Source organism: Sphingomonas degradans (assembly GCF_053502645.1).
Genome location: NZ_CP177172.1, coordinates 2,986,825 through 3,008,247 on the forward strand (window position 1 = coordinate 2,986,825; position 21,423 = coordinate 3,008,247).

The following is a 21,423-nucleotide window of genomic DNA, read 5'->3' on the forward strand; positions in this document are numbered from 1 at the left end:
CTTTTTCACACAGTTTCAGGAGTTTACCCCCATGCTCGACGCCAATCTGACGCAGCAGCTCAAAGCCTATCTCGTGAATATCCGCGAGCCGATCGAGTTGGTCGCCTCGCTGGGCGACGATGCGAAGTCGCGCGAGTTGGGCGAACTGCTGAACGAAATCGCCGCATTGTCCGACAAGGTCGCGGTCGTCCCGGCCAATGACGACAAGCGCAAGCCCAGCTTCATGATCCGCCGCACCGGCACCGACATCGGCGTGCGCTTTGCCGGCATCCCGATGGGGCATGAGTTCACTTCGCTGGTGCTGGCACTTCTCCAGGTCGGCGGCCATCCGAGCAAGGCGGCGCAGGACGTGATCCAGCAGGTCAAGGACCTGGACGGCGACTTCGCGTTCGAGACCTATTTCTCGCTGTCGTGCCAGAACTGCCCCGACGTGGTGCAGGCGCTGAACCTGATGAGCGTGCTCAACCCCCGCATCAGCCATGTCGCGATCGACGGCGCGCTGTTCCAGGACGAAGTGACGCAGCGCAAGGTGATGGCGGTCCCCACCGTGTTCCTGAACGGCGAGCCGTTCGGCCAGGGCCGGATGGAGCTGGAGCAGATCGTCGCCAAGATCGATAGCGGCGCCGAGGCCAAGGCGGCGGCGAAGATCGCGCAGAAGGACCCGTTCGACGTGCTGGTCGTCGGCGGCGGCCCGGCGGGTGCTGCGGCGGCGATCTATACCGCGCGCAAGGGCATCCGCACCGGCGTGCTGGCCGAGCGTTTCGGCGGGCAGGTGCTCGACACGATGGGGATCGAGAATTTCATCTCGGTCAGCCACACCGAAGGGCCCAAGCTGGCCGCACATCTGGAGCAGCACGTCAAGGACTATGACGTCGACATCATGAACCTCCAGCGCGCCGAAAAGCTGATCCCGGCGCGGGTCGAGGGCGGCTTCCACGAAGTCGTGCTGGCGAACGGTGCGCGGCTGAAGGCCAAGACGCTGATCCTGTCGACGGGCGCCCGCTGGCGCCAGATGAACGTGCCGGGCGAGGACGAGTACAAGAACAAGGGCGTGGCCTATTGCCCGCACTGCGACGGCCCGCTGTTCAAGGGCAAGCGCGTCGCAGTGATCGGCGGCGGCAATTCGGGTGTCGAGGCCGCAATCGACCTGGCGGGCATCGTCGCGCACGTCACGCTGATCGAGTTCGACAGCCAGCTGCGCGCCGACGCAGTGCTCCAGCGCAAGCTGGCGAGCCTGCCCAACGTCAAGATCCTCACTTCGGCCATGACCACCAAGGTCAATGGCGATGGCGAGAAGGTGTCGGGGCTGAGCTACAAGGACCGCAACAGCGGCGCCGAGCACGACATCGCGCTGGAAGGCATCTTCGTCCAGATCGGGCTGGTCCCGAACACCGAATGGCTGAAGGACGCGGTCGCCCTCACCCCGCGCGGCGAGATCGAGATCGACGCGCGCGGCGAGACGAGCCAGCCGGGCATCTTCGCCGCCGGCGACGCGACCACGGTGCCGTACAAGCAGATCGTGATCGCGATGGGCGCAGGCTCGACGGCGGCGCTCTCGGCATTCGACTATCTGATCCGCCTGCCGACCGAGGAACTGGTCGAAGCGGCGGCGTGACCTGAATCCCCCTCCCGCTTGCGGGAGGGGTTAGGGGAGGGCCTGGGGTAGCGGCTGGTTTGAAACCCGAGCCGGTCGCACGCGGCCACGCCCTCCCCCGACCCCTCCCGCTTGCGGGAGGGGAGTTTTGATCGCGGCAGCGGCTCAGAAAAGCCACCGTCATTCCCGCGAAGGCGGGAATCCATTCGCCTGTCCGTTCGAGGCAAGAGCCGCAGCATCAGCCCCAATGGATCCCCGCCTTCGCGGGGATGACGCGTTTGTGCAGGAACAGGCGATCATCCTGCCCGTGGAGGGGTTAGGGGAGGGTTTGGGGTAGCAGCTGGTTTTGAAACCCGAGCCCGTCGCACGCGGCCATGCCCTCCCCCGACCCCTCCCGCTTGCGGGAGGGGAGTTTGGTTGCCTCAATCGCTCCGTTCACTATATAAGTCGCCAACAATCGACGGAGACGATCACTGGCCGCTACCTATCTGCCGACGCTCAAGCAGCTTCAGTATCTCGTCGCGCTCCATGACTCGGGGCATTTCGGGCGCGCGGCGGAGGCGACGTTCGTGACGCAATCGACGCTGTCGGCCGGCATCCGCGAGCTGGAGACGCTGATCGGCGTCGTGCTGGTCGAGCGGACACGGCGGGTGGTGCGCTTCACGCCGCTGGGCGAGCGGATCGTGGAGAAGGCGCGGCGCGTGCTGCGCGAAGCGGACGAGCTGGGCGACCTGGCCCGGGCGGCGGGGCACCCGCTGACCGGCGAGATGCGGATGAGCGTGATCCCCACCATCGCGCCGTTCCTGCTGCCGCGCATCCTGCCCCGGCTGCGCAAGGACTATCCCGACCTCAAGCTGTTCCTGCGCGAAGAGACCAGCGGGCAGGCATGCGAGGGGCTGCACCATGGCCGCACCGATTGCGTGCTGCTCGCGCTGCCCTTTGCGTGCGGCGAAGTGGAAAGCGCGCCGCTGTTCGACGACCGCCTGTTCGTCGCCTTTCCCGATGGCGAGATGGACCCCACGCCCTCGATTCGCCCCGAGGACATCGACGAGACCCGGCTGCTGATGCTCGAGGACGGGCATTGCCTGAAGGACCACGCGCTGGCGGCGTGCAACCGCCCCGAGCTGCGCGCCGAGGCGACGATGCTGGGCACGTCGCTGCACACGATGGTGCAGATGGTGGACAATGGACTGGGCGTGACGATGCTGCCCGAAATGGCGATCGACGCGGGGATATTGGACCACACCCACATCACCGCACGCCCACTGGACGCGCTCAACGCATCGCGCCACATCGCGCTGGTGTGGCGCAAGGCATCCCCGCGCGAACGCGATTTCCGGTTGCTGGCGGACGTGCTGGCGGCGGCGCGGGGCTAGGGCGTGAACGGATGAACGGGCCGGTTCGGCTGGGGGGCAGAGCGGCCGAGAATGGGTGGGAAGCGGACAGGCGGCTTTTTCAACGAGAAGGCGCGATATCGGCCGAACCTGGGTGCTAAGCGGGAGTGGCCGTCAAGGTGTGGAGAGCGGTCGTTGGACACCTGCGAATCACACTAGAAGAGCCCCTTCAAACCGCGGCGCGCTATAAACATCCGTTCCTGCTTCGGTCGGCCCTTGTCGTGTTCCGCAAGCACGACCCATGCGTCGGCTAGGAAGATTTCGACCTCGCGAATGACCATATCCACGTTCGTCCAGCGGACGAAAGAGCCGTCCTCAAGCACCTGTCTTATTGCGGCAATAGATTGTTTGGCGCCCGCGCCGCCCGAGGCGATTTCAGAAAGCCCAGGCACGCGCTCAAACAACTGAACAGCTGCGCCCATCTGCAGCAATCCCATTCGGCGGCTCAGAATATCGAGCTGCTTTTCCACCCGCCGCAGCTTGGCGAGGTAGGCCTTCTTGGCAAGCGGCAGAAACAGATTATCGAGCTTGCGCCAGATTTGGCTCGATCTCATGCCGTTCTTTCTCCCAAAGCTAGTCCGACTAGAAGAGATCCTTGGTGCTGACATACCACCAGATTCGCAATAGCCTTCTGATCGTGCCCGCCTTCGCATCCCTGCGATGGCAGAAAATGGAAGTGTTCCGCCGATCCGGCTAGGGCTGAAGGCAGTTCCGCTTTCGGGCGCCGGCACAACCAAGTTGGATGTCCGAGATCGGGTCGCTAGCCGACAGACCACTTTACTAGTCTACGGCCCAGGTCAGGGCTCCCACGCCGCGCGGAGCTGTTCGAGCTGGTGCATGCGTTCGTGGAGGATGGCGACGATGCGCAGGCTGCCGTCCGGGGCCACGCGCCAATAGACGAAATGGTGCTCGCATCGGCAAAAATAGCCATCGACTTCAAACGCTGCGCCGACGCTGCGCCAGATCGCCCGACGCGCCGCCATCGCGTCGAAGCAGTCGAAGAGCTGGAGATAATAGCGGTCCGCTTGCGCGCGCCCCCAGGTCGCATGCGTATAGCCTTCGCGACCGGCGAGAGCTGGTAGCGGCTCACCCGTGCTGCTGCCGCAGTTCTTCGAGAAACGCATCGCGATCGACCTCGACATACTCATCCTCCGGCGTGGCGAAGGCGCGTTGGAGTTCGGCCTTGAGCGTGTCGAACATCGCGCGTTCCACCCGCTCCTTGTCGCGGCGGATCAGGTCGCGGACATATTCGCTGACGTTTTCGTACAGCCCGTCCTCCCCCACATTGCGCGCGACGAAATCGCTCAAGGGGCCGGAGACGCGGACGTTGAGATTCATCGGCTTGGACATGGGCGTACAGATACGCTGTAATATCCTGTATCGCCAGCGCGTATCCGCACTCGACCATCTTCCTGCGCCAGCGTGGGGAATCGCAAATCCGAAATGACGCCGTCATCCTGACGGAAGTCAGGATCCATTCTTTGCTCCGTCTGCGCTTCTTGTACCTAGCGCAGCGGCAATGGATCCCCCGGACTCACGGAACAAGTGCACCACCTGCTAAGGTGATTGCGCGATGGGACGACATTACAGGCAGCTCAGCCTCGACGAGCGGATCGAGATATGCCGCCTTCATGAGGGCGGTATATCTTGCCGACAGATTGCCACCGCGATCGGGCGTGATCACACGACGGTCGGTCGGGAACTCAGGCGCAATAGCAAGCCGACCAAGGTCTGGCCCGGCGGCTATGCGCCCGGGCGTGCCCATAGGCTCGCGATCAGACGACGACGATGGGACGGCCGTTTCAAGCTGGCGCGCCAGCCGGACCTGCGAGATATCGTGAAGAACGGCCTTGCGATGGGATGCTCTCCCGAACAGATCGCCGGCCGACTGGCGCTTGAGCACGGTCGCACCATGGTCAGCCACGAGTCAATCTATCGATACGTCTATCATCGCTCGGCCCAGAAGGACTACTGGCACCGCCTTCTGCCCCGCTGCAAGGCAAGGCGCGGCCGCTATGGCCGCCAGGGCGGAAGCCCGGCCAGCTTCATCAAACAGCGCAGGCCGATCGGCGAACGCCCCCTCGAAGCCCGGGATCGCGCACAGCCGGGCCATTGGGAAGCAGACTATATGCTGTTCGCCCGATATGGGCACAATGTCCTCGTCTTGCACGAGCGCCACACACGCTACACCATCCTCGACAAGCCTCCCCACCGCAGAGCCGAGCTGACCGCACGCCGGATCACCCGCAGACTGCGCCATATCCCCCAGGATCTGCGCAGGACCATCAGCTTCGACAACGGCACCGAGTTCGCCGAACATCACCGCCTTCACGACAGCCTCGGCATCCAGACCTTCTTCTGCGATGTCCGAGCCCCATGGCAAAAGGGCGGTGTCGAAAACACCATCGGCCGACTGCGCCGAAGCCTGCCTCGCAAAACTGACCTCGACACCGTCAGCCACAGACAACTCCGTGCCTGTGCCGACCGGCTCAACAATATCCCAAGAAAATGCCTTGGCTTCCTCACACCCGCAGAGGCATTCTCCAAAATCTCAACCGGTGCACTTCAACCGTGAGTCCACATCCCGGCCTGCGCCGGGATGACTGAATTTATGGTTGCCCGACTGCCATATGCGATTCCCCTGCCCTGACGGTGGAGGATAAGGTGCGGAACTGCCGCCGCTGAATATGATACCAGCTAGTCCGGGCGCGCGATCCGTTTGCCGCGGGTGCGGCTGGTCAGGTGGAAGGCGTGGCAGCGATCGCAGCGATAGGGGAGCAGCATCAGGCCGAACCCCGCCGCCGCCTGCACCGCTTCGTCCGCCGAGGCAAAGCGACGCTTGCGCGCACAGACGCTGGCCCGCGTCCGCATCAGCCCCAGCGCGCTGCCGCGTCCTCGTCGGTCGTCCGCGCTTCGACCCACGCCGCATCCGCGCCGCGCCGCTCGCGCTTCCAGAACGGGGCGTCGGTCTTGAGCCGGTCGATCAGATAGGCGCAGGCGTCCAGCGCCTCGCGCCGATGGCTGGCGGCGGTGCCGACAAAGACGATGCGGTCGCCGGGCACCATCGGCCCGACGCGGTGGACCAGCGTGACGCCCAGCAGCGACCAGCGCGCGGTCGCCGTCTCGGCCAGCGCGATCAGCGCCGCTTCGGTCATGCCGGGATAATGTTCGAGCATCAGCTCGGTCACGCCATCGTCGCCGCGCACCACGCCCGTGAAGGTCGCGACACCCCCTGCCCCGCGTTCTTCGAGCGCGGCGACCTCCACCGCAAGCTCGATCGGCGCGGGATCGACCGAGACGCGGATCATCCGCCGGTCACCGGGGGGAACAAGGCGACTTCGCGCGCCCCGCCCAGCGGCGCATCGAGCGCGACGAAGCGCTGGTCGATCGCGGCGCGCAGCCGCGCGGGATCGGCAAAGGCTTCGGCATGGCCGGGGCTGCGGCCCGCCAGCCACGCGATCAGGTCCGCCACCGTCACCACCGCTTCCGGCGGATCGACCGCTTCCTGCCCGGTGCCGACGCGTTCGCGCACCCAGGCGAAATAGAGGACGGCGATCGCCATCAGCTGTCCATGTGCCGCAGGCCCACGCGCAGATAGTCCCAGCCGGTGATCGCGGTGAGCGCGGCGGCGCCCCACAGGGCGACCAGCCCCACCGTCTCGACCCAGGGCCATTGCGCCAGCGCCCCGCCCAGGATCAGCGCGCCAAACGCCATAAGCTGAAGCGCCGTCTTCCATTTGGCGAGTTGCGACACCGGCATCGATACCTGCAACTGCGCCAGGAACTCGCGCAGCCCCGAAACCGTGATCTCGCGCAGCAGGATGACGAGCGCGGCGATCAGGTGAAGGTCGGCGATCACGCCCTTGCCCACCAGCATCAGGATCACGGCGGCGATCATGATCTTGTCCGCGATCGGATCGAGGAACACGCCCAGCTTGGACACCGTACCCTGTGCGCGCGCCAGATAGCCGTCGAAATAGTCGGTGATGCCCATCAGGCAGTAGATCGCGAAGGCGATGGCATAGCCGGTGCGCCATTCGGGCCACCACAGGAAGGCCGCGAGCAAAGGCACGGTGACGATCCTGGACAGCGTCAGGATGTTGGGCAACGTCAGCATGGCCGGGCTGTAACACCCTCTGCCCCCAAGCGGAATAAGCGTTGCTGTGTTCCCTGCCGCTCGGCTATGTCGGCCCGGTCGTCGGGCGGGGGCTCCCGCCGCTGGAGAGTTGGATATATATGATAGGTGCGCTCGGGTTGATGAAGGAGCGCAGGTTCCTGCCGTTGTTCTGCACGCAGTTTCTGGGCGCGTTCAACGACAATCTGTTCAAGAACGCGATGGTCTTTTTCGCGACCTACCAGATCTTCAATTCGGTAGAGGCGGAAACCCGGTTCAGCGCGATCGCGACCGGTATCTTCATCCTGCCCTTCTTCCTGTTTTCCGCGCTCGCGGGCCAATTGGCCGACAGCTATGACAAGGCGCGGATCATGCGGATCATCAAGGCCGCCGAAGTCGGCATCATGCTGGTCGGCGCCGCGGGCATCTTTGCCAAGAGCCTGCCGCTGATGCTGGTCGCGCTGGTCGGCATGGGCGTGCATTCGACCTTTTTCGGGCCGATCAAATATGCCGTGCTGCCCCAGCATCTGGAGGAAGACCAGGTCCTGGGCGGCACCGGCCTGGTCGAGGCGGGCACCTATATCGCGGTGCTGATGGGCACGATCGTCGGCGGGCTCGTCAGCCCGCACGTCGCGGCGATTGCGGTCGTGACCGTCGCGGCGATCGGCTGGCTGACGTCGCGCCAGATTCCGCCGGCGCCGCCGATGACGACGCTGACGCTCGATTTCAACGTGTTCCGCTCGTCGTACCGGCTGATCGCGGCGACGATGCACATCCCGCGCCTGTACCTGGCGATCATTTCGATCAGTGTGTTCTGGACCATCGCCGCCGTGCTCGCGGTGCTGTTTCCGCCGCTGGTGAAGAACGTGTTCCATGCGCAGAAGGACGTCGCCAGCATCTTCCTGGCCATCTTCTCGGTCGGGATCGCCATCGGCTCGGTCATCATCAACCGGCTGCTGAAAGGGCATGTGTCGGCCAAATATGCCGTCGCATCGGTGCTGGCGATGGCGGTGTTCGTGATCGATTTCCACTTTTCCGCGCGCTTCTGGCCGATCCATGAGGGGCCGCTGCTCAAGACCGCGTCCTTCCTGGGCATGATCGAGGGCTGGCGCGTGCTGGGCGACCTGGGGATGATCGCGATCACCGGGGGCATGTTCGTGGTGCCGCTCTATGCGTTCCTGACCACCACGGTCGCCAAGTCGCAGACCGCGCGGACGGTGGCGGCGAACAACATCGTCAATTCGGGCTTCATGGTTGCGGGATCGCTCATCATCTTCGGCGTGACCAAGGTGCCGTCGATCAGCGTGGATGACGCGCTGTGGTTCGTCGTCGGGCTGTGCCTGGCCTCCGCCTTCTGCGCCTGGCGGCTGCACAAGGCCGAGGCGCTGCCCCACGTGCCCGACGAACTGCCCTGAGGCGCGCGCCTGCCGCCCCAAGGGGGAGCGGCAGGCGGCGAACTCAGATCCAGCTGCGCCCGTCGGGCCCGGCGCAGCCATAGGGCGGCAGCTGTCCCGGAAAGCGCGCCTGCATCTTCGCGCATCCCCAGCGCTTGAGCGGGCCCGGCGCATAGCCGTTCAGCGCGATGCCGACTTCGTTGTACGGCGTGTCGCCATGCGCGACATACATGTACCAGCGCCCCCCGAACATGACGGCAGCGGCCACCAGAACGACGACCACGACCTGCACCAGCTTTTTCATACGCACCCCTTCACCACCCGAAGACGCGAGCGCCGCGCCGTGCGGCACCCCTTCGGGGAGGCTGCGCAACGTCGCGCGCGGCGGGAGGTTCCGGGCGGGGCCTAGAAGATGAAGGTGTAGATGCAGACGAAGAACGCGCTGAAGCTCAGCGCGAACAGCCGCACGTCGCTGTCGTCGCGGACCTTGCGCTCATAGGCGACGACCCGGTGCACATAGCTGCGGAACGGGTGGCGGCGCGGGGCCGTGAGGAGGACGCGGTGCATGGCGGGCAGTTAACGCCGCGTTTACGAATTGCGCCAGAGCGCAGCCGCGCCGCAATCGTCCAGCTTCGGAACAGCCGGGGCATTTCCGCGACGAACTGCGTCAGCGGGCGCCGGGTGCGGGACCGGTCGTGGCGCGTACGATCAGTTCGTGGTCCAGCGTGATGCGCGGATGCGGGGCCGTGCCCGCCAGCATCAGATCGGCGGCGGCCCAGGCCAGTTCGCGCACCGGCTGGCGAATCGTCGTCAGCGGCGGCCACACCGCCTTGGCGAGATCCGAATCGTCGAACCCGGCGATCGACAGCGCATCGGGAATGGCGATGTCGGCCTCATGCGCGACGGCCAGCGCGCCGGCGGCCATGTCGTCATTGCCCGCGAAGATCGCCGTGGGACGCGGGGTGCGCGCCAGCAGCGCCCGCGCCGCCTGCCCGCCCGAGGCGAAGCTATAGTCCCCGGCCACCACCAATGCAGGATCGAAGGCGATTCCCGCCGCCTCCAGCGCCGCGCGATAGCCGGCAAGCCGGTCCGCCGACGAGGGATGGCTTTCCGGGCCGCTGATAAAGGCGATCGCGCGATGCCCCAGGTCGACCAAGTGCCGGGTCAGCGCGCGCGCGGCGGCGATGTCGTCCATCGTCGCGCTCATCCCCGCATCCTTGCGGCTGCCCGGCACGATGCGGACATAGGGGATGCCGCGGCGGTCCAGCTCGTCGAGCAGCGCCGTCGCCTCGGTCACGGGCGGCGACAGGATCAGCCCGTCGAGATGCGTCTCGTCGATCAGCGCCAGCACGTTCTGGACCAGATCGGGCGAAAGCGTGTCGACCGGCTGGAGCAGCAGGCGGAACCCCAGTTCGGTGCAGCGCTGCTGCGCGCCGGCCTGGGTATGATAGACATAATAGGGGCTGGGGTTGTCGTAGAGCAGCGCGACCTGGAACGAGCGCCGCCCGGCCAGCGTGCGCGCGGCATGGCTGGGCCGGAAATTGAGCCGCGCGACGACTTCCTCGACGCGGCGGCGCGTCTCTTCGCTGACGTGCTTCTCGTTGTTGAGCACGCGCGAGACGGTCTTGAACGAGACCCCGGCGATCTTCGACACTTCCTTGATCGTGGGACGGCCGCTCATATTGCTCCCCCGCCGGCGGATACGGCCAGCGGTGCTGACATATTGGACAGCGCTGGCAGGACGCAAGCGTTGAGTCGCGCGGGCGCCCCGAGGGCGTGGGATCAATGCTGTGTGAAGGGGGGATTTGGTGGAGCCGAGGGGGATCGAACCCCTGACCTCTGCAATGCCATTGCAGCGCTCTCCCAGCTGAGCTACGGCCCCAAATCCCGGGAGCGAGGCCATTAGATGGCCCTCGCAGGTTTGGCAAGCACCGAACTGCGCTTGTCCGAATTTTTCCGTTTCCCTTGCCGGGAAGCCGGAAACCGGCGCCCGCCCGAAGGGCAAGGCGCCGGTCAACGCGTCTTAATGTTCGTCTTCGTCGCCGCCGGTTTCGACGCCCAGGTCGTCGTCGCCGCCCAGATCGACGTCGTCGTCGGGCGACGGCTCTTCGTCATCGGCTGCTGCGATGTCCAGATCCTCGTCACCCAGATCGCCATCCTCGGTCGCGGGCTTGTCAGCCGTCTTGGCCGCTTCGAACGGCAGCGGCTGCTTGGATTTCAGGATCGGCTCGGGCTCCCACGAGAACGAGCAGTTGATGCACGTTACCGGTTCGTCCTTGGTCAGATCGTAGAACCGCGTCCCGCACTTCGGGCACGCGCGCTTGGTGCCCCATTCCGGCTTCACCATGTGTTGCCTCTTGCCTTTCAAAATATCGTGATTTCGGGAGTCGACCCGGAAAGTGGGGCGCGCCTTGCCATGGCGCAAGGCGGCTGTCAAAGCCGCCCCCAAATGACGCACACATCCCCCCGCCCCCTCACCGTCTCCGCACGCGGCCCGCTGCGCGGTTCCATCGCCGTTCCGGGCGACAAATCGATCAGCCACCGCGCGATCATGTTTTCTGCGCTCGCAGTCGGCGAAAGTCGAATCGAAGGGCTGCTGGAGGGCGAGGACGTGCTTGCCACCGCCGCCGCGATGCGCGCGATGGGCGCCAGCGTGGAGCGGGGCGAGGACGGCGTGTGGCGCGTCCACGGCGTGGGCGTGGGCGGGCTGCTCCAGCCCGAGGGCGCGCTCGACATGGGTAATTCGGGCACCTCGACTCGGCTGCTGATGGGACTGGTGTCGAGCCACGCGATCACCGCGACCTTCACCGGCGACGCCTCGCTGTCGGGCCGGCCGATGGGCCGCGTGATCGAGCCGCTGTCGCAGATGGGGGCGGACATCACCGCCAGCCCCGGCGGGCGGCTGCCGCTGATGGTGCGCGGGCTGAACCCGGCGGTGCCGATCACCTATACGCTGCCGGTCGCATCGGCGCAGGTGAAGTCGGCGGTGCTGCTGGCAGGGCTCAACACCCCCGGCATCACCCGCGTGATCGAGCCGGTGCCGACGCGCGACCATAGCGAGCGGATGCTGCGCGGGTTCGGCGCCGAGCTGACCGTCGAGGACAGCGCCGAGGGCAAGGTGATTTCGATCACCGGCGAGGCCGAGCTGAAGCCGCAGGCGATCACCGTGCCGGGCGATCCCTCTTCCGCCGGATTCTGGATGGTCGCCGCGTCGATCGTGCCGGGATCGGACGTGACGATTCGCAACGTGTGCATGAACCCGACGCGCACCGGGCTGATCGCCGCGCTCAAGCTGATGGGCGCCGACATTACCGAATTGAATCCGCGCGACGTGGGCGGCGAGGACGTGGCCGACCTGCGCGTGCGCCACGCGCCGCTGACCGCGATCGAGGTGCCGCCCGAACTCGCCCCCAGCATGATCGACGAATATCCGATCCTGTTCGTCGCCGCCGCGATGGCCGAGGGGACGACGGTGGCGCGCGGCGCGCACGAGCTGCGCGTCAAGGAATCGGATCGCATCGCCACCATGGCCGAGGCGCTGGTCGCCGCCGGCGTCACGCTGGAAGAGCATGAGGACGGGCTGTCGATTCGCGGCAGCGCGGGTGCCCCCCTGCCCGGCGGCGCACAGGTCGCCTCGAAACTGGACCATCGCATCGCGATGAGCATGACCGTGGCTGGACTTGCCAGCGCGGCGGCGATCACGATCGACGATGTCGGCCCGGTCGCGACCAGCTACCCCGATTTCTTTGCAACCCTTGACGCGCTGAGCGAGTAAGACACCGTGGCTGCCATGATTATCGCCGTTGATGGGCCCGCCGCATCGGGCAAGGGCACGATCGCCCGCGCACTCGCCCGCCATTACGGGCTGCCGCATCTGGACACGGGGCTGTTGTACCGCGCCGTCGCCGCAACGGCGCTGCGCGAGGAACTGGACCCGGCGAAGGAGGCCGATGCAGTGGCGGCGTGCGGATTCGACGACGCGCTGCTCGCCGATCCCTGGCTGCGCACCGACGATGTGGGCAAGGTCGCGTCGGTCGTGTCGGCGCACCCGCTGGTGCGATCGGCCCTGCTCCAGCGGCAGAAGAAGTTCGCGCACCAGCCCGGCGGCGCGGTGCTCGACGGGCGCGACATCGGCACGGTGATCGCGCCGGATGCGGACGTGAAGCTGTTCGTCAAGGCGACCCCCACGATCCGCGCCCAGCGGCGCCACCTGGAACTGCGCAAGGGCGGGATCAACACCAGCCTGGACAAGGTGCTGGCCGACATCCGCGCCCGCGACGAGCGCGACTCGAAGCGATCCGAGGCACCGATGGTGCAGGCGCCGGACGCGGCGCTGCTCGACACCAGCTTCCTGTCGATCGACGCGGCGACCCAGCGCGCGATCGCACTGGTCGAGGCGCGCACCGGCGCGCGCAAGGCGGCCGGCTGATCCCGCGTCACGCTGGGCAGTCGCATATGGAGAACGCGCCGTCATCCTGACGAAAGTCAGGATCCATTCTGTGCTACGCCTGCGCTTTCTCACGCAACGGAGCGGCAATGGATCCCGGCCTGCGCCGGGATGACGGAATTTGGGCTTGTCCAAATACCTTTGCGATGGCCCCGCCGCGTCAGGAGCGACCGATAGGGCCGGAAGGATCGCGCCCTTCGAGCAGCATCGTGCGCAGTTCGGGCCAGCCGATCAGGCCATAGTCATCGGGCGAGGCGCGCTCGGCGATGACGTCGTCCCCGACCACATCGGCCAGATAGATGTCACGCGGCGGCACCAGGCACCCGGTGGGAATGTCGTAGAAGCAGGTCAGCCGCGCGCGGCTGGCGCGGCGGCCATTGTCGCGCACCACCGCGAGCTGATCGTTGCGCAACCGCAGCAACAGCCCGACGGGGAAGACGCGGATGCTCTTCATGAACACGAACAGCAATTCGGGGTCGAAATGCCCCTTCCACCCGGCCATCATCGTGATCGCAGCGACCGGCGACGAGGCCGATTTATAGGCGCGCGCCGTGGTCAGCGCATCATAGACGTCGCAAATCGCGCCCATGCGCGCCGCAAGGCTGATCGCATCGCCGGCAAGGCCGTGCGGATAGCCGGTGCCGTCCATCTTTTCATGGTGGTGCAGGCACACTTCGAGCGCGATCGGGGGCACTTCGGACAGCCGCTGGAGCATCGCGTGGCCACGGCCCGGATGTTCGCGAATCTCGTCGAATTCCTCGTCGGTCAGCTTGCCGGGCTTGTTCAGGATTTCGGTCGACACCTGGGTCTTGCCGATGTCGTGGAACAGGCCGGCGATGCCCATCAGCCGCACCTGGTCCTCGTCGAGCCGCAGTTCCTGCGCGAAGTTCACCATCAGCGCGCCGACCGAGACCGAGTGGTAATAGGTATATTCGTCGCGGCCCCGCAGGCGCAGGACGTCGAACAGCATCGGGCGGTTGCGATCCAGCGCCTCGGCGATCGATTTGAGCACGGTCTCGATCTCGGCCGGCGACGTCATCTCGCCCTGCCGCGCGCCGTCGAATACGGTTTTCATCACGCGCCGGGCTTCGGTCGTGATCTTGGCGGCGAAGCGGCGGTCTTCGGCGAGCCGTTCGGCGGCGCGGGGGCGCGACTGCACTGCGGCGGACGAACGCCTGCCGCCGGCACGGTTCTTGGGCAGGCGGCTGCGCTCCAGGTCGATGACGACCGACGAGACCCCGCTCTGGCGGAGGGCGGCGATCTGGTCCGCGTCGCGAATCAGGAAGCGCGTGCGCCAGAACGGGTGCGACAGCCACGCGCCCTGCAGCGAATGGACATACATGCCCAACGTGACTTCGGCCGGGGAAATCCGCTTCAGCATCGCGCGCCTCAATACCCGCGCGCCGGGACGCGGCGGCAGGATCGTGGGAACAGGGGCTTCAATCCGATGCTAAGCACACGCACGCCTTGATTTCTTATTGTACCGTTCTTGCCGCACCCGCCCCCATGGGCCGCGCAGCCCCTGCCTTCAGGCGGCGATGCGCGGTGCCCCGCCGAGTGCCAGCCCCTTCAGATAGTCCGCCTTGAGCGCGACGGCGCATTCGTAGTCCTCATACTCGTCGATATCGATGCCGGACGCCTTGCCGACGCGGTGCATCACCGGGCGCGGGCCGAGGAAATAGCCCTCGCGCAGCGTATCGGCGACCGAGCGCATGTAGAGGCCGTTGGTCACACGGAACCAGTCGGGCAGCTCCTGGCTGATCGTGTGGTGCCGGTCGGCGCGGTAATTCAGCGGGCCCGCGGCGTCCCAGAAATATTCCTTCACCTGGTTCACCGACACCAGGCTGTCATGGCTCTGCGCGCCTGCGACCTTTTCGAGATACAGGTCGAATCCCTCGCGATATTCGGAAGGCTTCATGAGCGGCACGACGACGGTGACCCATGCGAAATGCGTCGTCGTCACGTCCTTCACCACGCCGCTGATGACTTCGGTAAACGAGGCGTCGTGGCCGGTGCTGAGATAGTCGCTGCGCGGCAGGAAGCCGATGCCGGCGCGCTCCGCCACTGCGCGGACGCGATCGGAGTTCGAGCTGAGGAAGATGCGCGAGGGATGCTGCACCTCCAGCATCTGTGCGATCTTCCAGTCGAGCAGCGTCAGATGTTCGTGGAACGGCAGGAAAATCTTCTCGCGCACGCGGCTGCTGCCTTCGCGGACGGGGATGATGACCGAAATATCGTGATAGGGATTGGTCGTCTCCGCCATGATCACACTCCCGCCGCGGCACCGGCGCCCTTGTGCGCCATCCACGCATTATAGAACGGCGCGGGGAACCGCCGACGCGGCGAAGCGGGATTTCGCACGACATGGGTTTACCTTGCGAATTGCCTGGCTCTCCGCTATGGCGCGCCGGTTCTGCGAGCGTTTGTTTGCGGGGGCACGGCAAGGCGCATGGCCTTCCGCGTAGCTTTTCACACTGGGAACCCTGTGAAAATCGCCCTGCGACCCTTCGCCCCTGGGATGCCGCGGCCGGCGTTCGGCCACCGTGGCAATTTCGGCCTAAAAGACCGCCGGATTCAACCGGCCGGCCGGAAATGACGAACTTAGGAAACGACATTCATATGGCCACTACGGCAAATCCGAGCCGCGACGATTTCGCGGCACTCCTCGAACAGACGCTTGGTGCGGCAGACGGCTTTGAAGGCCGCGTCGTCATCGGCACCGTCACCGGCATCGAAAACGACCTGGCGGTCATCGACGTTGGTCTGAAGTCCGAAGGCCGCGTGCCGCTGCGCGAATTCGCAGCCCCCGGCCAGAAGGCCGATCTGAAGATCGGTGACGAAGTCGAGGTCTATGTCGATCGCGTCGAGAACGCGAACGGCGAAGCGATGCTCAGCCGCGACCGCGCCCGCCGCGAAGCCGCCTGGGACAAGCTGGAAACCGAATTCGCCAAGTCGGCCCGCGTCGAAGGCGTCATCTTCGGCCGCGTCAAGGGCGGCTTCACGGTCGACCTGTCGGGCGCCGTGGCGTTCCTTCCCGGTTCGCAGGTCGACATCCGCCCCGTGCGCGACGTCACTCCGCTGATGGACATCCCCCAGCCCTTCCAGATCCTGAAGATGGACCGCAAGCGCGGCAACATCGTCGTGTCGCGTCGCGCCGTTCTGGAAGAAACCCGCGCCGAGCAGCGTTCGGGCCTGATCCAGTCGCTGGCCGAAGGCCAGGTGATCGACGGCGTCGTCAAGAACATCACCGATTACGGTGCGTTCGTCGACCTGGGCGGCATCGACGGCCTGCTGCACGTCACCGACCTGAGCTACAAGCGCGTCAACCACCCGAGCGAAGTGCTGAACATCGGCGACACGGTGAAGGTGCAGATCATCCGCATCAACCGCGACACGCAGCGCATCAGCCTGGGCATGAAGCAGCTTGAGAGCGATCCGTGGGATGGCGCAGCCGCCAAGTACCCGCTGGGCGCCAAGCTGTCGGGCCGCGTGACCAACATCACCGAATATGGTGCGTTCGTCGAGCTGGAAGCCGGTATCGAGGGCCTGGTCCACGTTTCCGAAATGAGCTGGACCAAGAAGAACGTCCATCCGGGCAAGATCGTCTCGACCTCGCAGGAAGTCGAAGTCGTCGTGCTCGAGGTCGATCAGGAAAAGCGCCGCATCAGCCTGGGCCTCAAGCAGGCACAGGCCAATCCGTGGGAGCGCTTCGCAGAAGAGCATCCGGTGGGTTCGACCGTCGAAGGCGAAGTCAAGAACGCGACCGAGTTCGGCCTGTTCATCGGCCTGGACAACGACGTCGACGGCATGGTCCACATGTCCGACATCGCGTGGGGCATTTCGGGCGAAGACGCGCTCAACCTGCATCGCAAGGGCGAGACCGTTCAGGCCGTCGTGCTCGCGATCGAGCCGGACAAGGAGCGCATCTCGCTCGGCATGAAGCAGCTTGAGCGTGGTGGCCCGTCGGCGGCTGCTGCCGCAGGCGGCGCTGCAGCGGGCGACCGCGTCAACAAGAACGCAGTCGTCACCGTCACTGTCCTCGAAGTCCGCGACGCGGGCCTCGAAGTGCAGGTTGGCGACGATGGCGCGACCGGTTTCATCAAGCGCACCGACCTGGGCCGCGACCGCGACGAGCAGCGTCCGGAGCGTTTCCAGGTGGGCCAGAAGTTCGACGCGATGGTCACCGGCTTCGATCGTTCGAAGAAGCCGACCTTCTCGGTCAAGGCGATGCAGATCGCCGAAGAGAAGCAGGCCGTGCAGCAGTATGGCTCGTCCGACTCGGGCGCGTCGCTGGGCGACATTCTCGGCGAGGCCCTGAAGGCGCGCAACGAGAAGAACTAAGTCTCTACCCGTTCGGATGGGGGGAGTGCCGCACCGTGCGGCGCTCCCCCTTTTCGTCTGAAATTAATGCGCAAATCCGTAAATCTGCGGGTTGATGAAGATTGCTGAACGGCGCTAGGGTTGGCGCCATGTGGAACGCGCCGCGGAAAGACCCGCGATCCGCGCGCGCAAAGGGAGGCTGCGGATGATCCGGTCGGAACTCGTGCAAATGCTGGTGCAGGACAATCCAGGCCTGTCCATGCGCGAAGTGGAAAAGATCGTGTCGGTCTTTTTCGACGAGATCGTCAGCCGGCTGACCGAGGACGGTCGCGTCGAGCTGCGCGGCTTCGGCGCCTTTTCCACCCGCGCCCGCGACGGCCGCGTCGGCCGCAATCCGCGCACCGGCGAGACGGTGGAAGTCGAGCCCAAGCGCGTCCCCTATTTCAAGCCCGGCAAGGAAATGCGCATCCGGCTCAACGTTTGAGATGCCGTTTGGAAATTCGCGAAAGAGCGAATTTCAAGGCGGTGCCGGCCCGCTCCCCCACCCGGCCACCCACCGGCAGTATTCTATGGGTGGCCGGGTGGGGGAGCGGGCCGGTACCGCAAATGCGCTAAGGCGCATTTCTCAACAGGCTCTGAGCCGGAACTGTCGGAGCACAGGCCACGCAGGCGATTAGACGCTTGACGCGAAAAGCCGGTTGAGGCTTGCCTCCCGGCGATGCGGACGTGGCGGAACCGGTAGACGCCGGAGACTTAAAATCTTCTGCCCCTCGGGGCGTGCGGGTTCGAGTCCCGCCGTCCGCACCATCTGGCGCCCGTGGCCGCAGGCCGGGTAGCGCGATCGGCTATCCCCAAACTGCAAACGCCGCCCCACATGGGTGGGCAGGGCAATCGCATATGAAACACACCGCGTCATCCTGACGAAAGTCAGGATCCATTCGGTGCTACGCCTGCGTTTCTTGTTGCAACGGAGCACCGAATGGATCCCGGCCTGCGCCGGGATGACGGAATTTATGGTTGTTCAACTGACCTGTACGATAGCCCTCCCCCGGATGGGGAGACGGCGTCGCAGGTTCGGCAAGGCGCGCGACCGATCGGCAGTGCGCCTTACCAGGCGTGTTTAGTTGCTGTCGGGATCATCGTCGTCGGTGGCGATAATCACGCCGCCCGCCACGATCGCCGCAATGCCGATGAGCGCGATGATCGGCGCACCGGCCAGATTTTCCGACTTGTCCGATTTCGTTGCCGCGCGCAGCGACAGCGCGGAGGCGCCGCTCTGTGCCGCAAGGGCCGGGGTCGCCGCCAGCGACAGGGCCGCGACGGCGGCAGCGGTTTTACCAAGGATACGCATGGGGGAACCTCCATTCTGGCTGTGGTGCCAACTGCGAAAACCGCCGATATTCCATTGGGTTCCGTCTTCGCGCTGCACTGCGGCAGAACGAGCGCCGCGCAAGTTGCGCCGTGCGGCGGGGCCGTCCAGGGGTTGGCATCGTGCAGGCGCCGCCATACACCCGGGACAGCATCCACCCGGCCCGCGTCGCTTGAAAAACGGAAGCCAAGATGATCCGCCGCCCCCTTCCCCTCCTGTTCGGCCTTGCGCTGATGCTGGACGGGTGCGGCACGCCGGGGCAGCGCCAGGACAATGCGCCCGTCGTGGTGAGCGCGATCGGCACCGCGGCCACGCCCGCCGACCCCAGCGCGGGGCCGCTGGACATGGCACAGCGCGTGCTGATGGGCGCGACGGCGCAGGGGCTGGTCCGTTTCGACGCAAGCGGCCAGATCGAGCCGGGGCTGGCGGCGCGCTGGATCGTGATCGACGACGGGCGCAGCTATATCTTCCGCCTGCGCGATGACGCGCGCTGGTCGGACGGCACGCCGGTCGACGCCGCGCAGGTGGTGCGGGTGCTGCGCCGCGCCGCCGCACCCGGCAGCCGCAATGTCCTTGCCCCGTTCCTCGCGGTGATCGACGAGATCGTCGAGATGACGCCGCAAGTGATCGAAGTGCGGCTGAAACGACCGCGCCCCGACCTGCTCAAGCTCTTTGCGCAACCCGAGCTGGCGCTGTTCCGCAAGCCCGGCTTCATCGGCAGCGGCCCGATGCGGCCCCAGCCGCTGCGCGGCGGCGACGTGCTGTTGCGGCCAATGGCGGATGTGCCGCGCGACGAAGCCAGCCCCACGCCCGAGGAAACCGTCCGATTGCGCGGCGAACGGGCAGCGGCGGCGATCGCCCGCTTCCGCGCCGCGCAATCCGACCTCGTGCTGGGCGGCAGCTTCGTCGACTGGCCGATCGTCGGGATCGCCGGGATCGCGCCGGCGAACATCCAGCTGGAGCAGCCCGCGGGGCTGTTCGGGCTGGCGATCGAGCGCCGAGAGGGCTTCCTGGCCGATCCGGCCAACCGCGCCGCCATCGCCATGGCGATCGACCGCGCGGCGCTGACTGCGGCGTTGCACCCGGATTGGACGCCGGTGGAAACGCTGTTGCCCGAGACGCTCGATTCCGCCGCCCCTCCCGCGCAGCCGGCGTGGCAGGCACTGACGCTCGACGATCGCCGGCTGGCCGCACGGGCACGCGTGCAATGGTGGAAGCGCGACAATCCGGGCGCGCTCACGCTGCGGATCGCCCTGCCGCAGGGCCCCGGCGCGACGCTGGTCTGGGGGCATATCGCCGCATCGCTGGTGCGCATCGGCGTGACGGCAGAACGTGTCGGCCCCGAGGACGCCGCCGACCTGCGCCTGATCGATGCCGTCGCGCCCTATGACAGCGGGCGCTGGTTCGTGCAGACCGCGTGCCATGCCTGTTCGGATGCCGCGCGCGCGGCGATACTGGCGGGGCGTGACGCGCCCGATCTCCCCGCCCGCGCGGCGCGCATTGCAGAGGCGGATGCGGCGCTGACCGCCGATGCGGCCTATATCCCGATCGCGCGGCCTTTGCGCTGGTCGATCGTCGCGTTGCGGCTGGGTGCGTGGCAACGGAACACGCGCGCGTGGCACCCGTTGAACCACCTGCGAAACGAAAAGGAATAGCAACGTGGCAAAGCCGACGCGGATGGGATCGATCGGACTGGGCAACCTGCCGATCGGCAGGGATGCGGCCGCCGTGCGCGTGCGCGTCGAGACAATGGAGCGACTGCTCGAGCGCGGCTTCACGATTCCCGGCACCCGGCAGGCGTTCGGGCTGGACGTGCTGCTCAATCTGATCCCGGTCGGCGGCACTTTCATCGCGGCGGCGATGGGGATGTACATGGTGTGGGAAGCGCGCAACCTGAACATGTCCAGGACCGCGATGGTGCGCATGGCGGGCAATGTCGGCATCGATTGGGCGCTGGGGCTGATCCCCTTTGTCGGCGCTGTGCCCGATTTCTTCTTTCGGTCGAACACGCGCAACCTGCGGATCATCCGCCGCCACCTGGACAGGCACCACCCGTCGACGGTGGTGGTCGAGAACCCGCTTAGCCGGTAATCTTCAGCACCGCCGCGTCGGGCGCGCCGCCGGTGCCGGGCTTGCACCGTTCGTAGCGGAAGCGTTTGTCGAGACACAGCCACAGCTCGTCCAGCGCATCGTCGCGCGTGGTGGTGACGCGGATCGACGTCGCGGGCAGGCCCGGATTGACCGCCGCCATCGCCGCGCGGAACCGCGCGACCGTCAGCGGCCCGCGTGCCAGCGCTGCCCTGTCGGGGAAGCGCAGCGCCGCGTAAAGCTGGCGCGCCTTGGCAAAATACTGCGTCGGCGTCATCGCGGTGCAGGTGCCGTGCTTGGCCCATTCGTGCTGGATGAGCTGCGCCGAGGGCGTGCTGCATAGGGTTGCGCGAATGACCCTGGGCGGCAGGATCGGCGTGGATTTGCAATATTGCGGCCAATCCTTGCCATAGCCGTCGGGCCACAGGCCGTGGAGCGTGAAGCCGAAGCGGTTCGCGCCGCCGCACTGGAACGCCGCGTCGGGCCGATTGCCGTTCGCGCGGCAGAAGCCGGGGCTCCAGGTTAGCGCCAGCGTGTAGCTGCCGATCGGCAGAATGCGGCGCGGCTGGCTTTCGCTCGGCAAGTCGGGGCGCGGCACCGGCACGCGGGCGGGGATGCTGCACATCTGCGCCTGCGCGAGCGCGGCCTGGGGCAGCAGCATGGCCAATGCCGCTGCGGTGACAAACCCGATCCGTCGCATGCGC

General features: G+C 66.4%; 25 protein-coding genes and 2 tRNA genes. 11 read left to right on the forward strand and 16 right to left on the reverse strand.

Annotated features, from left to right (window positions below; genetic code table 11):
* Window positions 1-31 precede the first annotated feature (31 nt).
* Together ahpF and ACG3SL_RS13535 are read left to right on the forward strand one after the other, a co-directional pair.
* On the forward strand, window positions 32-1,615 hold the full coding sequence (ahpF, locus tag ACG3SL_RS13530; RefSeq protein ID WP_448661689.1) for an alkyl hydroperoxide reductase subunit F: 1,584 nt from the start codon (window positions 32-34) through the stop codon (window positions 1,613-1,615).
* 452 nt (window positions 1,616-2,067) lie between these two features.
* Window positions 2,068-2,970, forward strand: a complete 903-nt coding sequence (locus ACG3SL_RS13535; protein WP_448665125.1) for a hydrogen peroxide-inducible genes activator — start codon at window positions 2,068-2,070, stop codon at window positions 2,968-2,970.
* Window positions 2,971-3,143: 173 nt separating this feature from the next.
* Here ACG3SL_RS13535 and ACG3SL_RS13540 read toward each other — a convergent pair whose 3' ends face one another.
* The 3 genes from ACG3SL_RS13540 to ACG3SL_RS13550 form a co-directional block, all read right to left on the reverse strand.
* Window positions 3,144-3,542: a hypothetical protein gene (locus tag ACG3SL_RS13540; protein ID WP_448661690.1), complete on the reverse strand. Its 399-nt coding sequence runs from the start codon at window positions 3,540-3,542 to the stop codon at window positions 3,144-3,146.
* 243 nt (window positions 3,543-3,785) lie between these two features.
* Window positions 3,786-4,130: a type II toxin-antitoxin system RelE/ParE family toxin gene (locus ACG3SL_RS13545; protein WP_448661692.1), complete on the reverse strand. Its 345-nt coding sequence runs from the start codon at window positions 4,128-4,130 to the stop codon at window positions 3,786-3,788.
* Window positions 4,075-4,338: a ribbon-helix-helix domain-containing protein gene (locus tag ACG3SL_RS13550; RefSeq protein WP_448661693.1), complete on the reverse strand. Its 264-nt coding sequence runs from the start codon at window positions 4,336-4,338 to the stop codon at window positions 4,075-4,077. The genes ACG3SL_RS13545 and ACG3SL_RS13550 overlap by 56 nt, the downstream gene beginning before the upstream one ends.
* Before the next feature lie 223 nt (window positions 4,339-4,561).
* On the opposite strand from ACG3SL_RS13550, the gene ACG3SL_RS13555 reads away from it, so the two are divergent.
* Entirely contained in the window at window positions 4,562-5,563 is a 1,002-nt protein-coding gene (locus tag ACG3SL_RS13555; protein WP_448661285.1) for an IS30 family transposase, read from the forward strand.
* 122 nt (window positions 5,564-5,685) lie between these two features.
* Here the strand turns inward: ACG3SL_RS13555 and ACG3SL_RS13560 are convergent, their stop codons facing one another.
* The 4 genes from ACG3SL_RS13560 to pgsA are packed head-to-tail and all read right to left on the reverse strand — an operon-like array spanning window position 5,686 to window position 7,104.
* Entirely contained in the window at window positions 5,686-5,859 is a 174-nt protein-coding gene (locus ACG3SL_RS13560) for a hypothetical protein (RefSeq protein WP_448661694.1), read from the reverse strand.
* Window positions 5,859-6,296: a molybdenum cofactor biosynthesis protein MoaE gene (locus ACG3SL_RS13565; protein WP_448661695.1), complete on the reverse strand. Its 438-nt coding sequence runs from the start codon at window positions 6,294-6,296 to the stop codon at window positions 5,859-5,861. Before ACG3SL_RS13565 ends, ACG3SL_RS13560 begins: the two co-directional genes overlap by 1 nt.
* The gene (gene moaD, locus ACG3SL_RS13570; protein WP_448661696.1) at window positions 6,293-6,550 is read right to left on the reverse strand and encodes a molybdopterin converting factor subunit 1; all 258 of its coding nucleotides are present in this window, start codon (window positions 6,548-6,550) and stop codon (window positions 6,293-6,295) included. The genes ACG3SL_RS13565 and moaD overlap by 4 nt, the downstream gene beginning before the upstream one ends.
* Window positions 6,550-7,104: a CDP-diacylglycerol--glycerol-3-phosphate 3-phosphatidyltransferase gene (pgsA, locus tag ACG3SL_RS13575; RefSeq protein WP_448661697.1), complete on the reverse strand. Its 555-nt coding sequence runs from the start codon at window positions 7,102-7,104 to the stop codon at window positions 6,550-6,552. The genes moaD and pgsA overlap by 1 nt, the downstream gene beginning before the upstream one ends.
* 119 nt (window positions 7,105-7,223) lie before the next feature.
* Here pgsA and ACG3SL_RS13580 point away from each other — a divergent pair, with 119 nt between their 5' ends.
* The gene (locus tag ACG3SL_RS13580; protein WP_448665126.1) at window positions 7,224-8,516 is read left to right on the forward strand and encodes an MFS transporter; all 1,293 of its coding nucleotides are present in this window, start codon (window positions 7,224-7,226) and stop codon (window positions 8,514-8,516) included.
* 43 nt (window positions 8,517-8,559) lie between these two features.
* Here the strand turns inward: ACG3SL_RS13580 and ACG3SL_RS13585 are convergent, their stop codons facing one another.
* The 5 genes from ACG3SL_RS13585 to ACG3SL_RS13605 form a co-directional block, all read right to left on the reverse strand.
* Window positions 8,560-8,799, reverse strand: a complete 240-nt coding sequence (locus ACG3SL_RS13585; RefSeq protein WP_448661698.1) for a hypothetical protein — start codon at window positions 8,797-8,799, stop codon at window positions 8,560-8,562.
* A gap of 101 nt (window positions 8,800-8,900) precedes the next feature.
* Window positions 8,901-9,062: a hypothetical protein gene (locus ACG3SL_RS13590; protein WP_448661699.1), complete on the reverse strand. Its 162-nt coding sequence runs from the start codon at window positions 9,060-9,062 to the stop codon at window positions 8,901-8,903.
* Window positions 9,063-9,162: 100 nt separating this feature from the next.
* On the reverse strand, window positions 9,163-10,176 hold the full coding sequence (locus ACG3SL_RS13595) for a LacI family DNA-binding transcriptional regulator (RefSeq protein ID WP_448661700.1): 1,014 nt from the start codon (window positions 10,174-10,176) through the stop codon (window positions 9,163-9,165).
* A 125-nt stretch (window positions 10,177-10,301) separates the two neighbouring features.
* Window positions 10,302-10,377 (reverse strand) — tRNA-Ala (locus ACG3SL_RS13600).
* 141 nt (window positions 10,378-10,518) lie between these two features.
* A complete protein-coding gene (locus tag ACG3SL_RS13605) occupies window positions 10,519-10,842 on the reverse strand; it encodes a TIGR02300 family protein (RefSeq protein WP_448661701.1) in 324 nt (107 codons plus the stop codon).
* 102 nt (window positions 10,843-10,944) lie between these two features.
* On the opposite strand from ACG3SL_RS13605, the gene aroA reads away from it, so the two are divergent.
* Entirely contained in the window at window positions 10,945-12,270 is a 1,326-nt protein-coding gene (gene aroA, locus ACG3SL_RS13610; RefSeq protein ID WP_448661702.1) for a 3-phosphoshikimate 1-carboxyvinyltransferase, read from the forward strand.
* A 15-nt stretch (window positions 12,271-12,285) separates the two neighbouring features.
* The gene (locus ACG3SL_RS13615; RefSeq protein ID WP_448665127.1) at window positions 12,286-12,924 is read left to right on the forward strand and encodes a (d)CMP kinase; all 639 of its coding nucleotides are present in this window, start codon (window positions 12,286-12,288) and stop codon (window positions 12,922-12,924) included.
* A 178-nt stretch (window positions 12,925-13,102) separates the two neighbouring features.
* On the opposite strand, the gene ACG3SL_RS13620 is transcribed toward ACG3SL_RS13615, so the two are convergent.
* Together ACG3SL_RS13620 and ACG3SL_RS13625 are read right to left on the reverse strand one after the other, a co-directional pair.
* The gene (locus tag ACG3SL_RS13620) at window positions 13,103-14,323 is read right to left on the reverse strand and encodes an HD-GYP domain-containing protein (protein WP_448661703.1); all 1,221 of its coding nucleotides are present in this window, start codon (window positions 14,321-14,323) and stop codon (window positions 13,103-13,105) included.
* 147 nt (window positions 14,324-14,470) lie between these two features.
* Window positions 14,471-15,205 carry an acylneuraminate cytidylyltransferase family protein gene (locus tag ACG3SL_RS13625; RefSeq protein WP_448661704.1) on the reverse strand — a complete coding sequence of 245 codons (735 nt, stop codon included), beginning with the start codon at window positions 15,203-15,205 and terminating at the stop codon, window positions 14,471-14,473.
* Between the two features lie 356 nt (window positions 15,206-15,561).
* Here ACG3SL_RS13625 and rpsA point away from each other — a divergent pair, with 356 nt between their 5' ends.
* From rpsA to ACG3SL_RS13640, 3 genes are all read left to right on the forward strand, one after another.
* On the forward strand, window positions 15,562-17,283 hold the full coding sequence (gene rpsA / locus ACG3SL_RS13630; protein ID WP_448661705.1) for a 30S ribosomal protein S1: 1,722 nt from the start codon (window positions 15,562-15,564) through the stop codon (window positions 17,281-17,283).
* 184 nt (window positions 17,284-17,467) lie between these two features.
* The gene (locus tag ACG3SL_RS13635; protein ID WP_448661706.1) at window positions 17,468-17,746 is read left to right on the forward strand and encodes an integration host factor subunit beta; all 279 of its coding nucleotides are present in this window, start codon (window positions 17,468-17,470) and stop codon (window positions 17,744-17,746) included.
* 236 nt (window positions 17,747-17,982) lie between these two features.
* Window positions 17,983-18,069, forward strand: a tRNA-Leu gene (locus ACG3SL_RS13640).
* 313 nt (window positions 18,070-18,382) lie between these two features.
* Here ACG3SL_RS13640 and ACG3SL_RS13645 read toward each other — a convergent pair.
* Window positions 18,383-18,613, reverse strand: a complete 231-nt coding sequence (locus ACG3SL_RS13645) for a hypothetical protein (RefSeq protein ID WP_448661708.1) — start codon at window positions 18,611-18,613, stop codon at window positions 18,383-18,385.
* A 209-nt stretch (window positions 18,614-18,822) separates the two neighbouring features.
* Between ACG3SL_RS13645 and ACG3SL_RS13650 the strand changes: the two genes are divergently transcribed.
* Both ACG3SL_RS13650 and ACG3SL_RS13655 read left to right on the forward strand, forming a co-directional pair.
* Complete coding sequence (locus ACG3SL_RS13650) at window positions 18,823-20,286, forward strand: ABC transporter substrate-binding protein (protein WP_448661709.1); 1,464 nt, start codon at window positions 18,823-18,825, stop codon at window positions 20,284-20,286.
* Window positions 20,287-20,308: 22 nt separating this feature from the next.
* Window positions 20,309-20,722, forward strand: a complete 414-nt coding sequence (locus ACG3SL_RS13655) for a DUF4112 domain-containing protein (protein ID WP_448665128.1) — start codon at window positions 20,309-20,311, stop codon at window positions 20,720-20,722.
* Here ACG3SL_RS13655 and ACG3SL_RS13660 read toward each other — a convergent pair.
* Window positions 20,712-21,419, reverse strand: coding sequence for a ribonuclease T2 family protein (locus ACG3SL_RS13660; RefSeq protein ID WP_448661711.1), 708 nt, complete (start codon window positions 21,417-21,419; stop codon window positions 20,712-20,714). The two genes, ACG3SL_RS13655 and ACG3SL_RS13660, sit on opposite strands and share 11 nt — an antisense overlap.
* Between the last annotated feature and the right edge of the window lie 4 nt (window positions 21,420-21,423).